Origin of the sequence: Marinobacter salicampi, assembly GCF_011074795.1 — a bacterium.
Taxonomy (GTDB): domain Bacteria; phylum Pseudomonadota; class Gammaproteobacteria; order Pseudomonadales; family Oleiphilaceae; genus Marinobacter; species Marinobacter salicampi.
In genome coordinates, this window is sequence record NZ_JAAMPF010000022.1 from 21,355 (window position 1) to 34,651 (window position 13,297).

The window sequence follows — 13,297 nt, forward strand, 5'->3', positions numbered from 1 at the left end:
CGAAACAGTCCGAACCAGAGACAGTCTGAACCCACAGAAAGTAAAACTTACGGAAGAGATTCTGATCGACTTAAAACGCTCCCGACCTGGGAGCTTTTTTGTTTCAGAAGAGCAGCCAAGTGAGCAAGCAGCTGTAAACGGTATCGGTCCGTAAAAAAATATGTCGCCTCTGGTGTCATAAATTGCAAAACCAAGCCAAACTACACATGAATCGTACAGTTACGTTCGCTTTTTAAACTACTATTGAGCCTGAACCCATTTCGCAGAGAAGGTTGTTGTGTGACGGTGTCTCTCTTTCAGCGACTGCTTAAACGCTCAGGCGGCTCCGGCCGACTGTACCTGGAGGTATGCCCGGAGGGCCTCTCCTGGTCGCTTGCGAGAAATGGCTCTGCTACCACCGCCGGCTTTGTTACCTGCGACACAGCCAAGCGTGCCGATGCCCTGGCTGAGCTGGTGTCTTCCAGCAGCCTGTCCCGGATGTCCACCTCCCTGATCTTGCCCTTGAACCACTACTCTGTGTTTCAGCTCGAGCGCCCAGAGGAGCTTGCCGATACCGAACTGGCCGGTGCCCTGCGCTGGAAGTTAAAAGATCTGCTTGATTACAACCCGTCGGAAGCGGTATGCGACGTGTTTCCGTTTCCCGGCGATGCCTCGAGAGGCCGCGGCACCCTGGTAAACGTTGTCGCTGCCCGTAAAGCTCTGGCAGCTGATCTGGTCAACCTGGTCAGCCAGGCCGGGCTGACCCTCGACAATATCACGATTGCGGAGCTGGCCCTGCGCAACTTTGCCGCGGCCCTGGACCCCCAGAACCGGGGCGTGGCGCTTGTCCATCTTCGTGACAGTTACGGCCAGATGATTATCTGCAAAGGCCCTATCCTATACCTGTCCCGGCGTCTGGACGTTACCGCCGGCGATCTCAGGGATGCGTCCCGGCAGGAGCAGGCTGTCCAGTCCCTGGCTCTTGAAATGCAGCGTTCGCTGGATTATTTCGAAAGCCAGCTGGGCCAGGTGCCGCCCCGGGCGATTCACCTTGTGGCCCGGGACGCTGTCTTGCCTCTGGCATCCATGTTGTCCTCGTATATGGCGCCGGTCGTTGAAACCATCGACTGGTCAGCCCAAGGCCTGGGAGAGCCCCTGGATAGCCGCTGCCTGAGCGTATGGAGCGCCGCCCAGCCCATAGCGGGAGGCGTGGCATGACGGTCCAGCAGGTCAATCTTTACAACGATGAGTTACGTCCCCGTCGCACCCCGCTACAGGCCACCACCCTCGCTGTGACACTCAGCGTCGTTATTGTGGCGTTGCTGCTGAGCGGAGTTTTCGTCCGAATGCAGCACAGCGAAAGTGAGGCCAGGCTGCGAGCGTTAAAAACCGAAACCTCGGCGATCGAAACCAGCGTTGCGCAACTGACAGCAAAGGTTCAGAGCCAGCGGATCGATCCCCGCAATACCGAAGCCATCGAGAAGGTCACCGCCGAAATTGGCCAGCGCCAGCGTCTGCTTGCGGAAGTCTCGCGCCTTGTAGGTGACGAGCGCAGCGGCTTTTCTCCCTACATGAAAGCCATGGCCCGACAGGTTCCTGCGAACCTCTGGCTCACCGGTTTTGTGGTGGACCTGGCAAGGAGCGAGATCCAGCTCTCCGGGCGTGCCCGGTCCGGAGATCATGTGCCGCTCTATCTGGAACATCTGGGCCAGGAGCCTATCTTCACCGGTCGTCGTTTTGAACAGTTGAACCTGCAGCGGGAAGAGTCCGGGCGATGGATCGATTTCCACATTGCCTCAGACAGACGGTCCGGAGCGGGTTCATGAGCGGTTTGAAGCAGTCCCTGGGCCAGGGCGCCCAGTGGTATAACGATCGGCCCTACCGTGAACGGATCCTGTTGCTTGTTACCACAGTCGTCGTGGTGCTTCTGGTGGGCTGGGAGCTGGCGGTTTCGCCGGTGCTGGCCCAGAACGAGCGCCTGGCAGGCCAGATACTCCAGGTTGAGCAGCAGCAACAGGACTGGCTGACCCAGCAGCAGGCACTTGAGCAGGCTGTGCAACAGGACCCCAACGAAGCGCTGATCGCGCAGCTCCGACAAAGGCAGGAGCGTCTTGAAGCCCTTGATGACCAACTTGCACAGGCCACCGATGGGCTGGTAGAGCCAGAGGCCATGGTCGGTCTGCTGCGCAACATGCTGGTCATGAAGAAGGGTCTGGACCTGGTCAGCATGACGCTGCTTGACCCTATCCCTGTCTATAGCGATGCCGATGCCAAAACCCACGGAGAGCTGCCTCTGCTCTATGCCCATGACGTGGAGTTTACCGTGGCCGGACGTTATCTGGATCTGATGGGGTATCTGACACGCCTGGAAGGCCTCGACCAGCGGTTGGGCTGGGGCAGGCTGGAGTACCAGGTAGACGAATTTCCAAAGGCCGAGGCCCGGGTGCGGGTACGCACCCTCAGTCTCAGCCAGGCCGGATTGGGAGTGTAACTTGATGACCATGACACAAATGACAGGTTTTGCTCTGCTGGCCCTGGCTTTGGCGACGCCCACCATCGCCCTTGAGGACCCGACACGACCACCGGATTTCAGCCCCGGCGTGGCGGTGGCAGCAGTACCGGCGCGGACCCACTCCCTGGATTCGATCATGATCGGTCCGGAACGCCGTGTGGCCGTGGTAGACGGCATCGCGAGAACCGAGGGTGAGCGATTTGACGGGCTAACACTGCTGAAAATCCATCCCGGCCGGGTGGAACTATCCGACCGCGACCAGACCCGAACTCTCCACTGGAAGACGCCGCCCCAGGTGCGGGTGTTGCGATGACCGGCTTTAAAGGGCTTGATATGACAAGGTGCAAGATTGCGGTCTGTCTGGCGGTGTTGATGACCGTATCAGCCTGCAGCAACAATCCGCTTCTGCGGACAGGGCAGGCCACGTCAACAGACTCCGCCCGGGCAATTGACGATGCCCTGGCAGAGGCTGCCGGTGAGAAGCCGGCAGGCGCCACGGGTTCGTCGGCCCCTGCGCCCGCCCTGGTGACCGACGCACTGCTTCCCTCCCTTGGTGGTGATCATGCTGACAGCGAGCGGTTTGATATCGACGCCCGGGATCTGCCGGCGGCGACCTTCTTTGCGGCCCTGGTGGAAGGCAGCAACTATAACGTGGCCGTCCATCCCAAGGTGAGCGAAACCATCAGCTTCAACCTGAACAATGTGACCGTGCCCGAAGTCATGGCCATTGCCGGCGATCTCTACGACCTCGATATCCAGCGTAAAGGCCAGCTTTACAGGGTCCTGCCCGGTGGCATACAGACCCGCATCTTTCCTATTGACTACCTGCATTTCAAACGTCAGGGCGGCTCCGAGACCCGGGTGAGTTCCGGTCAGGTCTCGAGTGCACGCAGTGGCAATAATGACAATGGGCGCAACGCCGGACTCAATGACAGCGCCAATGACACCGGTGGCAGTAATGCCTCGAGCCTGGTGGGCACCCGTATTTCCACGACCACCGAGTCGGACTTCTGGGCCAGCCTTGATGAGGCCGTCCGCATGATCGTGAGTAGGGGTGACGGCAGTCAGGTTATTACCAATGCCGGCGCCGGCCTGGTGATGGTGCGCGCCTCGGCTGCTGATCTTCAACAGGTCGAGCGTTATCTCTCCCAGACACAGCTGATCATGCAGCGCCAGGTGGTTCTGGAAGCCAAAATCCTCGAGATCAGCCTCAGTCAGGGTTATCAGCAGGGCATCAACTGGGCGGATATCCAGAGTGGCTCCAGCATCACCGACTCCGACGGCCTACCTTCCGATTTTACTGCCCAGAGCCTGGCCGGACGGGCAATTACCAGTGGTGACATCGGTGGCGTGTTCTCGGCCAGCGTCAGGGCGGGCGACTTTACCGGCCTGATCGAGCTGCTGGGCCGCCAGGGCAACGTGCAAATCCTGTCCAGCCCGCGCATTTCCACCGTGAACAATCAGAAAGCGGTGATCAAGGTCGGTACCGACGAATTTTTTGTAACCGACATCGACTTCAACGATGACGAAGGCGCCCTGGGCGCCACCAGCCGCACCAGTACATCGGTGGAGCTTACTCCGTTTTTCTCCGGCATCTCCCTGGACGTGACGCCGCAGATCTCCGAAGACGGCGTCATTACCCTGCACGTGCATCCCTCGGTGAGCGAGGTGAAAGATCAGGAGAAGGTCATAACCGTTGGCGAGCGTGACGTTACCCTGCCACTTGCGCTCAGCACCGTGCGGGAGACGGACAGCGTGATCCGGGCCCAGAGTGGCCAGATCGTAGTGATTGGCGGGCTCATCCAGGACAAGAGCGAAGACCGCAATGCGGCGGTGCCCTTCTTCAGCGAAATCCCGGTGCTTGGCGAGCTGTTCCGGCAGCGCCGGTTTGAAAGCCAGAAAAGCGAGCTGGTGATTCTGCTGCGGCCAGTGGTGGCGGGTCTCGAGGATTATCTTGATGATGTCAGCGCCAGTCGTGAACGAATGACTGTGCTGCGGGAGTTGCTGGAGTCGGCGGAGACGGTAACACCGGAACCCGCCCGGTCGGCGCGCTAGTCGGGGATGACTATGTACGAAGCCCACTTTGGCCTGCAGGAAGTACCCTTTGCGCTGACACCCAATACGCGCTATTTCCTCAATGCCAGAAGTCACAGTGACGCCCTCGAGCTATTGCTCGTGGCCTTGCGTGAGCGTGAGGGTTTCATCAAGATCACTGGTGAGGTGGGCACCGGCAAGACGCTGTTGTGCCGGATGCTGCTCAACGCCCTCGCTGAGCAGGCCACCATGGCCTATATTCCCAATCCCAGCCTGAGTCCGGATAATCTCTACGAAGCAGTAGCGGATGAGCTCGGGGTGACCGTACCCGACCAGGACAATACCCACCGCATCCTCAAGGCACTCACTCACCGTTTGATTGAACTGGCCGGGGAAGGGCGCCAGGTGGTCCTGGTGATTGACGAAGCCCAGGCCATGCCTGAGGAAACCATCGAAGCCCTGCGCCTGCTGACCAATCTTGAAACTGAAAGCACCCGTTTGCTACAGGTCGTGTTGTTCGGCCAGCCGGAGCTGGATGTGCTGCTTGCCAAGCCCAGTTTGCGGCAGCTCAAACAGCGCATCACCTTTCAGTACCAACTGACAGCTCTGGACAGGACCTCCGTTGCCCAGTATCTACGCCACCGCCTGTCTCAGGCTGGCTATAATGGCGTCGACCTGTTCGCCCCGGCTGCCCTGCGGTTAATTGCCCGTACATCCGGCGGCATTCCCAGGCTGCTCAATATTCTTGCCCACAAATCACTGCTTGCTGCCTGGGGGCGTGGCGACCATCAAGTGGGGCGCTGGCACGTGCTGCAGGCGGTGAAGGATACCGAAAGCGCACTGAGCCCCGGTCTGTTCGGGAGGTGGTTGTGAGCCTGCTGAATGACGCGCTCCGAGGTGTCGAGAGCCGGGACGATCGATCCAGGCTGCCGGCTGCTTACCCCGGGGGCCAGGCTGGAGTAGCCCAGGCACCCAAGCCCCGTCTGCCACTGATAGCCGCTCTGGTCGTATCAGCGCTTGCGCTGATTGTGGCTGCTGTGGCGTTCTGGCCTGTCGAAGGCCAATCCGGCGTTGCACTCTCAAGTACCGAACAACGCCCCCTGCTACTGGCAGAGCCCGTCCCGCAGGTGAGGACAGCTGAACCTGAGCCTGAACCAGCGCTGGAAGCCGAAGCACCTGTTGAGGCGGGCGTTACCATCGCCCAGGCGCCAGAGACTGCGCGGCCCATGGAGAGGCAAAGCCTAACGGCCAGGCTCCAAAGCACTCAGTCTGTAGAGCCTGAGCCTGAACCCGAGCCAGGTTCTTCTGGCGCCGTCGCATCGGCTGTGGAAGCGAGTGCTGAAACCAGGGCAGCCTCAGATAATAAAGCAGAAGAGCGCACGCACGCTAAACCTGCCGTAACGGTGAACGAAGCCGTGGCGGAAGTAGACGAGGCCGCCTTGGCCCAGCCCGTTAAACACCAGCAGGAAACGCCGGAAGTTCTGGACCGCCGGACCGAAAGGCAGATACGAGAGCTGCTGGCCAGTGCCCGGCTGGATGAGGCTGAAACCTTGATGGCGCAACGACTCGCTACTCAAGCGGCGCCCCAGAGCAGGGCTCGGCTGGCCCGGCATCTCATTGTTCAGGGGCAGCCCCGGCGCGCCCTTACCTGGCTCGAAGCCGATCAGGTCCATTCCGTATCAGAACTGCGCCTACTAAGGGCCCGGGCTCTGCTGGCCAGTGGCGAGGTTGAGCAGGCGCTGGCGACTCTGGAGGCCGATATTCCGCCGCTGCAGCAGAGCACCGACTACACCGTGACCCTTGCCACCCTGTTGCAGCAGCAGGGACGACATAACGCCGCGGTCAGCCATTGGGCCAGGCTCATTGCGTTCGATGATAGCAATGGCCCCTGGTGGGCGGGTCTTGCCATCGCCCTGGAAGCTGACAAGCAACAGGCGGGCGCCCTCAGGGCCTACCAGCAGGCGGTACTGATGCCGGGCCTGTCCACGGCGCTGGCTGACTACTGTCGTCAGCGTCTTGCCGCGCTGAGGGCAGGATGATGATTCACGAATTCACTACTACCGATGGCGAGCGTTTCGATGTCTGACGTAAAGACCACGGCCGAGCCGAAAAAGAAAATCCGCATCGGGGACCTGCTGGTCCAGAACGAGGTTATTAGCGAGCAGCAGCTGATGACGGCCCTGAAAGAGCAGAAGAGCACCGGCCGCAAGCTGGGCCGGACGCTCATTGATCTGGGCTATGTGGAAGAAGACAACCTGCTGAACTTCCTGTCCCGTCAGCTGGATATTCCGTTTGTCCAGTTACGCCACTTCCAGTTCAACAACGACCTGGTGCGGCGGCTTCCGGAAGCCCTGGCCCGGCGTTTTCGCAGTATCGTGCTTGCTGAGCAAAGTGGTGAGTTGCTGGTGGGCATGGCCGACCCCATGGACATCTTCGCCTACGATGAGCTGGTGCGTGTGCTCAAGCAGCCGGTCAAGCAGGCAGTGGTGCGGGAAAGCGAGCTGCTGACCACCCTTGACCTGGTCTACCGGCGCACCGATGAAATTGCCTCCCTGGCGGAAGAACTGGAAGACGAGCTGGGGGACGATGCCTTTGACCTGGCGGATCTTTCTGCGGAATCCGAGAGCGCCGAGGCGCCCGTGGTGAAACTGCTTCAGACGCTGTTCGAGGACGCTGTCCAGGCCCGCAGTTCGGATATTCACATCGAGCCTGACGAAAGCGTGGTGCGTATCCGCCAGCGGGTTGACGGTGTTCTCCAGGAACAGGTGATGAAGGAAAAGCGGGTCAACTCCGCCCTGGTCCTGCGCCTGAAGTTGATGGCGGGCTTGAACATATCTGAGAAGCGGCTGCCCCAGGACGGCCGTTTCAACATCCGGGTCAAGGGCCGCAGTATCGATGTGCGGGTCTCTACCATGCCCGTCCAGTATGGCGAGTCGGTGGTCATGCGCCTGCTCGACCAGTCCGAAGGCACCCTCGATCTTTCCGGCACCGGCATGCCGCCGGCCCTGCTGGAACGCTTCCGACAGCTGATCCACAAACCCCACGGCATGATACTGGTCACCGGCCCTACGGGTAGCGGCAAGACAACCACTCTTTACGGTGCACTGACCGAACTGAACCGGCCCGAAGTCAAGATCATCACCGCCGAGGACCCGGTGGAGTACCGGCTGCCCCGTATTACCCAGGTGCAGGTCAATCCGAAGATCGGGCTTGAGTTTGCCACCGTCCTGCGCGCTGGCCTGCGCCAGGACCCGGACGTGATGCTGGTGGGCGAGATGCGCGACCGTGAAACCGTTGAGATCGGTTTGCGGGCGGCCATGACCGGTCACCTGGTACTTTCAACGCTCCATACCAACGATGCCATAAGCAGTGCCATGCGCCTGATTGACATGGGCGCCCAGCCTTTCCTGGTGGCCAGCTCGTTGCTTGGTGTGGTTGCCCAGCGCCTCATTCGCCGGATTTGTGTCAACTGCAAGGTGGCTTACGAACCCACGGAACAGGAAAAAATCTGGCTCGACACCTTCCACCGGGATCCATTGGATATCGCAACCGGTTTCGTGAAGGGCAAGGGCTGCTATCAGTGCAGTAACACCGGCTACAAGGGCCGAATCGGGGTCTACGAGATGCTGGTGCTGGACGAGCCCATGCTCGACGCCCTGCGCCGGCAGGATGTGGCTGGCTTCAGCAAGGCCGCCCGTACAAGCGAGCTTTACCGGCCGCTGGGGCAAGGGGCCATGGATTATGCCATTGAAGGGGTGACCACCCTGCAGGAGGTGGCCCGGGTAACCACCATGTCGGAAAGCGACTTTGCGGCCGAAGTATCTGTGCCCACCATTGAGGAGTTGGCCGAATGATACGGCTCGTGTTCAGGACGGTGGGCTAACCATGGAATTCACCTATCGCGGCAAGGACAATCGGGGCGGGCCCCAGCAGGGCGCTATCCAGGCTGCTAATGTGGATGCGGCGGCCACCGAACTGATGCGTCGGGGCATTACCCCGCTGCAGATCCATGAAAAACCGGTATCCGCCGGTGCCAGCTTCAACCTGGCCAATCTGCCGATTTTCAGACGGCGCATTACACTGGACGAACTGCTGGTGTTCTGTCGCCAGATGCATGCGCTCACCCGGGCCGGCATTCCGCTGATACGAACCATGCGGGGCCTGGCCGACACGTCCCGTTCTCCGGTGATGGCTGAGGTGCTTGACGATATTACCGACCGGCTGGAAGGCGGCGTCACCATGGCCACCGCCATGCAGGCCCACCCCAAGGTTTTCTCCGAACTGTTCGTGGCCATGATCCATGTAGGGGAGAACACTGGCCAGCTGGATGATGCCTTCAAGCGCCTGGGTGAAATCCTGGAACTGGAACGGGACACCAAGCGCCGTATGAAACAGGCCCTGCGCTATCCTACCTTTGTGGTGGTGGCTCTGCTGGCGGCCTTGATGGTGGTGAACTTCCTGGTTATCCCCAAGTTTGCCTCGGTCTTTGCCAAGCTCGGGGCGGACCTGCCGTTTCTGACCCAGGTACTGGTTGGCACCTCGAACTTCCTGATCAATTTCTGGTTCATTGTCGTGTTCGTTATGGTTGCCTGCGCCCTGCTGCTGCGGCAGTGGAAGGCCACTGAATCCGGCCGCCTGACCTGGGACAGGTACAAACTCAGGATGCCGCTTATCGGCCCATTGCTGGAGCTGATCATGCTCAGCCGCTTCGCCCGGAACTTCGCCAGCATGCTGTCAGCCGGCATGCCCGTCACCAATGCCCTGACCGTAGTTGCGGATGCTACCGACAACGCCTGGATGGCGAGCCACATGCGGGAGATGCGTCAGGGTATCGAGCGGGGCGAGAGCCTCTTGCGAACGGCCCGTGCCAGCAGCCTGTTCACGCCGCTGATCCTGCAGATGATCGCCGTCGGGGAGGAGACCGGCTCCGTGGACGAGATGCTGATCAACGTGGCGGATTTTTATGATGAGGACGTGGATTACGGCCTCAAGCGACTGGCGGAGTCGATCGAGCCCATTCTGATTGTGGCCATGGGCGTCCTGGTGCTGATTCTTGCGCTGGGTGTGTTCCTGCCCATATGGGACCTGGGCGCGGCAGCCATGGGTCGAGGCTGAATGGGGGCCTCTTCGCTGCCTGTGGGTGGCCATGGGGCTGAGGTTTCCCGGAGCTTCCGGTTCTGGTTCGTCGCCTGCCTGGTGGCAGGACTGGTGTGGTTTCTGCTGTCGTCACTGGAGCGGGAAATCGACCGGGCCAATGAGCTGTCGGCCAATATGATCCTCAGCCAGCTGGGTTCCGCGCTGGTGGTCAAGGGGGCCGAGGTCAGGCTGGATCGTTCCGCGCAACTGAAGGACTACGAGGGCATCAACCCCTTCGAACTGCTTGACCACCGATGGTCGGTTTATAAGGGCTCTTGTAAAGGAATCAGGCCAGAGCCAGGTGACTGGTGTTTTCAATCTCCGGCTAAGGGAATGGTTAGTTCAGAACAGGTCAGCGAAAGTGCTATGGAAAAAAGCTCAGCCCAGGGCTGGCTAATTTTTACGCCGAGGCAGCCGATAACCCTTAAAGGACGGCAAGCCCGTCCGGGTGAATCCCTGGCCTGGCAGGTAACAACAGAATTCGTGGACCGGAACGGCAACGGCCTCCGGGACCACAGCGAACCACTCACAGGTCTCACGCTGGGCCCTGTTGAGCTGAATGGAGAGGCGGCGGCCCAGGTGCCAGCAGTGCCGCAAATAACAGGGAAAACGAATGAACCCGGACGAGGTTAGTAAATGATGCAGTACAACCAGAAAAACAAACACAGGGGTTTCACCCTGATCGAGCTGGTGGTGGTGATCGCCATCCTCGGCATACTCGCCGCCTTCGCATTGCCACGCTTCGCGCAGCTTTCGGAACAGGCCCACCAGTCCACCATCAGGGCGACTGCGGGTGCGTTGAGTGCCGGTGTGGCCCTGGCCAAGACCCAATGGGTGTCTAACGGGCTTACTGCGGCTGCGGACAATGTGCAGGGATTCGGCAACGATCAGGTCGACGTTAGTGCTGATGGCTGGCCAACCTCCACAACCGCTGACAACAACAACGCCGATCTGAACGCAGGCCGCTGCATACAGGTTTGGCAGGGCGTGATGCAAGCCAATGCGCCCAGCGTTAATGGCACTACCCCGGACTACGTGGTTACTGTGCAGGGCGACGCCGATGGCAACGAGCCGGGCGATGACTGTGTGTTCACCTATCAGCTGGATGGCCAAGGCAGCACCATCGGTTACGACGCTGATACAGGTGAAGTAACAACCGACATCAACTGATCAAAATCAACTAAATAAAACTCAACTAAATAAAACGTTAAAACGGAGTAGAACCATGAATGCAATGAGCGCAATGAATCAGATGGCAACAAGAAAAAACAAAGGCTTCACCCTGATCGAACTGGTTATGGTGATTGTGATTTTGGGGATTCTGGCGGCGTTTGCTTTGCCGCGGTTTGCCGATTTGAGTGGCGAGGCTGAGATTGCCACCGTTGAGGCTGCGAGGGGAAGTGTCAAGTCTGCATCGGGCATTGTTCGTTCCACAGCTCTCGCGACTAATGCAACCGGAGCTACAGGCACCGTTACATTGGAGGGTAATACTTCGGTGGCGACAATCAATGGTTATCTTGCGGGAAGTGCTCTTGAGGCCGCCGCACAGTTGGAAGACTTCAACATTCTAGGCACTGCTTCGCCATACATTGTCACAATTGACTCTCCAGCTTCAGGAGACCCATGTTTCATTTTCACTGATTCCACTGACGCTGACACGCCTCCGGTCGTTTCGGCAGTGATAACCATGGATAGTGCCACGGCTTGCGATGGTACCTCTGCAGGCTCATAAACAGGGCCAAGCCATGTAGGTCGGATTAGCACAGCACAATCCGACATGCTTGATGCCCATACACTTTGCGTCGGGTTACGCTAGCGCTAACCCGACCTACCTTGAATGAACAGCCGGAAGTCCGGGAGAGGGGCATGAGAACAGAGATCGCCCCGAGATCATCGGGGTTCACCCTGGTCGAGCTGGTCATGGTCATTATCCTGATTGGAGTACTCTCCGTTCTGGGTATTGGCCTGTTTGCCGGCCGCTCCGCCTTCTCCCCGCTGCTGGCCACCCAGCAGCTGGCCTCGTCGGTACTGCTTGCCCAACAGGCGGGACTGGCGGGTAACGGTGCCAGCCAGCTTGATGTTGTTCAGGGAGCGGAAGACTTCATGTTCCGCATCCAGAACGGGGGTACGACCGTGCAGGAGTTCAGTATCCCCCGCGCCGGTACCAGTTTCTCTGTGGCCGGCGCCTCTTTTCCTATTGTGTTTGGCGCTGATGGGGCTCCGAACATTGGCGGCAACGCCCAGCTGACCTTTAGCGGTGACAGCACCTTTACCCTTTGCCTGAGCTCCCTTGGGTCTGTTTACGCTGGGAGCTGTCAGCCATGAAGCGCCCGGTGCCTTCAGGCCAGTCAGGCGCCACGCTGGTGGAACTGGTCATGACCATTGTCATCATCAGTATCGCCATTGCTGGGGTGGTAGGAGCCTTTGCCATGATTGCCGGTCGCAGCGCCGACCCCCTGAACCAGACCCGTGCGGTGGAGCTGGCCCAGCTCTACATGGACGAAATCATTACCAGGAAATACAACCACAACACACCCCAGGGTGGCGTACCGAAACAGACCAGCGATCTTTGCGTTATAGGTCCTGATTCCGGTGAATCCCGGGCCACCTTCAATGATGTTGATGACTACGACGGCCTGTCTGACACTCCTCCTGCAGGAGCAGACGGGCCTCTGACCGGCTACAACGGCTTCAGTGTCACGGTTGCCGTAACCTGTGCCGGCAGCGAAATCGGGCTTGCCAATGACGACGGCAAACGCATACACCTGATAATCACGGCGCCAGGTGACCAGAGCTTCATTTTTTCTGCCTACAAGGCCAACTTCTGATGGCCCCGCGCAACGGGTTTACCCTGGTCGAGCTGATCATCGTGATCGTTCTGCTGGCCATCGTCGCCACCGTTTCGGTTCGGTTCGTAGCGCTTTCAACGAGCGGTGCCATCGACACCAGTGCCCGGCAGCAACGCGCGCTGGCGGGCGTGGTCATCAGTGAGCGGATCAGCCGGGCCCTGCGGGAAGCCCTGCCCACATCAGTCAGGACCAACGGGTCCTGCATCGAGTGGATGCCCACGGTGGCGGCATCGAACTATCTTGATCTTCCCCGGGGTGGCAATCCTGTGTCTTTCGAGGCCGTGCCACTGGCAGGTGGCTTGGCCGCCAGTGGTCGTGTCGTGGTGTATGGCTATGGCGGCGATCTTTACACCCCGTCCAGCCCCGGGCCGATTTCGCCACCCGCAACCATGCCCGGCGGGACATCGCTGGTCACAGTCACCTTCGACGGTGGCGCTACTCACCGGTTCAATACCAACTCGCCGGAAAAGCGGTTTTATGTGGTCACCGATCCGGTCACCTTCTGCCAGTCCGGCCGGTTCCTGTATCAGTATGCCAATTACGGTATCCAGAACAGCATCGGGACCAGCTTGCCCGCTGCGATGCCCAACCGTGAAGTGCTGGCGGCCACATTGCAGACCGGCTCGCTCAACTTTGAGGTGACGCCTCCGACCCTGCAGCGGGGCGCTGTAGTGGCCTTTACGTTGGTGCTTGAAGACACGGATTCTGGCGAATCCATGACTGTCCGCCAGGAGGTGCAAATTCGTAATGTACCCTGACCGATCCCCTGGCCATCAGCGCGGAGCAG

Annotated in this window: 15 protein-coding genes; all 15 read left to right on the forward strand. The window is 59.7% G+C overall.

Annotated elements, in window-relative coordinates; genetic code table 11:
• The first annotated feature begins 279 nt into the window (after window positions 1–279).
• The 15 genes from G7W63_RS13130 (at window position 280) to G7W63_RS13200 (ending at window position 13,268) form a co-directional block, all read left to right on the forward strand.
• Complete coding sequence (locus G7W63_RS13130; protein WP_242634421.1) at window positions 280–1,197, forward strand: type IV pilus biogenesis protein PilM; 918 nt, start codon at window positions 280–282, stop codon at window positions 1,195–1,197.
• The gene (locus G7W63_RS13135; RefSeq protein WP_166258810.1) at window positions 1,194–1,805 is read left to right on the forward strand and encodes a PilN domain-containing protein; all 612 of its coding nucleotides are present in this window, start codon (window positions 1,194–1,196) and stop codon (window positions 1,803–1,805) included. The genes G7W63_RS13130 and G7W63_RS13135 overlap by 4 nt, the downstream gene beginning before the upstream one ends.
• The gene (locus G7W63_RS13140) at window positions 1,802–2,470 is read left to right on the forward strand and encodes a type II secretion system protein GspM (protein WP_166258814.1); all 669 of its coding nucleotides are present in this window, start codon (window positions 1,802–1,804) and stop codon (window positions 2,468–2,470) included. Before G7W63_RS13135 ends, G7W63_RS13140 begins: the two co-directional genes overlap by 4 nt.
• Before the next feature lie 4 nt (window positions 2,471–2,474).
• Window positions 2,475–2,804, forward strand: a complete 330-nt coding sequence (locus G7W63_RS13145; protein ID WP_242634422.1) for a hypothetical protein — start codon at window positions 2,475–2,477, stop codon at window positions 2,802–2,804.
• A complete protein-coding gene (gene mshL / locus G7W63_RS13150) occupies window positions 2,801–4,546 on the forward strand; it encodes a pilus (MSHA type) biogenesis protein MshL (protein ID WP_166258817.1) in 1,746 nt (581 codons plus the stop codon). The genes G7W63_RS13145 and mshL overlap by 4 nt, the downstream gene beginning before the upstream one ends.
• A gap of 12 nt (window positions 4,547–4,558) precedes the next feature.
• Complete coding sequence (locus tag G7W63_RS13155) at window positions 4,559–5,398, forward strand: ExeA family protein (protein ID WP_166258820.1); 840 nt, start codon at window positions 4,559–4,561, stop codon at window positions 5,396–5,398.
• Window positions 5,395–6,564 (forward strand): bacterial transcriptional activator domain-containing protein, encoded by a 1,170-nt coding sequence (locus G7W63_RS13160; RefSeq protein ID WP_166258822.1) that lies wholly within the window; start codon window positions 5,395–5,397, stop codon window positions 6,562–6,564. The genes G7W63_RS13155 and G7W63_RS13160 overlap by 4 nt, the downstream gene beginning before the upstream one ends.
• Before the next feature lie 39 nt (window positions 6,565–6,603).
• Window positions 6,604–8,379, forward strand: coding sequence for a GspE/PulE family protein (locus tag G7W63_RS13165; RefSeq protein WP_166258825.1), 1,776 nt, complete (start codon window positions 6,604–6,606; stop codon window positions 8,377–8,379).
• Between the two features lie 31 nt (window positions 8,380–8,410).
• Window positions 8,411–9,640, forward strand: coding sequence for a type II secretion system F family protein (locus tag G7W63_RS13170; protein ID WP_166258828.1), 1,230 nt, complete (start codon window positions 8,411–8,413; stop codon window positions 9,638–9,640).
• Entirely contained in the window at window positions 9,641–10,294 is a 654-nt protein-coding gene (locus G7W63_RS13175; RefSeq protein ID WP_166258831.1) for a hypothetical protein, read from the forward strand.
• Between the two features lie 3 nt (window positions 10,295–10,297).
• Complete coding sequence (locus G7W63_RS13180; protein WP_166258834.1) at window positions 10,298–10,831, forward strand: type II secretion system protein; 534 nt, start codon at window positions 10,298–10,300, stop codon at window positions 10,829–10,831.
• Between the two features lie 55 nt (window positions 10,832–10,886).
• On the forward strand, window positions 10,887–11,393 hold the full coding sequence (locus G7W63_RS20130; RefSeq protein ID WP_278185423.1) for a type II secretion system protein: 507 nt from the start codon (window positions 10,887–10,889) through the stop codon (window positions 11,391–11,393).
• 134 nt (window positions 11,394–11,527) lie between these two features.
• A complete protein-coding gene (locus tag G7W63_RS13190) occupies window positions 11,528–11,986 on the forward strand; it encodes a type IV pilin protein (protein ID WP_166258837.1) in 459 nt (152 codons plus the stop codon).
• Window positions 11,983–12,489 carry a type II secretion system protein gene (locus tag G7W63_RS13195; RefSeq protein WP_166258840.1) on the forward strand — a complete coding sequence of 169 codons (507 nt, stop codon included), beginning with the start codon at window positions 11,983–11,985 and terminating at the stop codon, window positions 12,487–12,489. The genes G7W63_RS13190 and G7W63_RS13195 overlap by 4 nt, the downstream gene beginning before the upstream one ends.
• Window positions 12,489–13,268 (forward strand): type II secretion system protein, encoded by a 780-nt coding sequence (locus G7W63_RS13200; RefSeq protein ID WP_166258843.1) that lies wholly within the window; start codon window positions 12,489–12,491, stop codon window positions 13,266–13,268. Before G7W63_RS13195 ends, G7W63_RS13200 begins: the two co-directional genes overlap by 1 nt.
• Window positions 13,269–13,297: the final 29 nt, after the last annotated feature.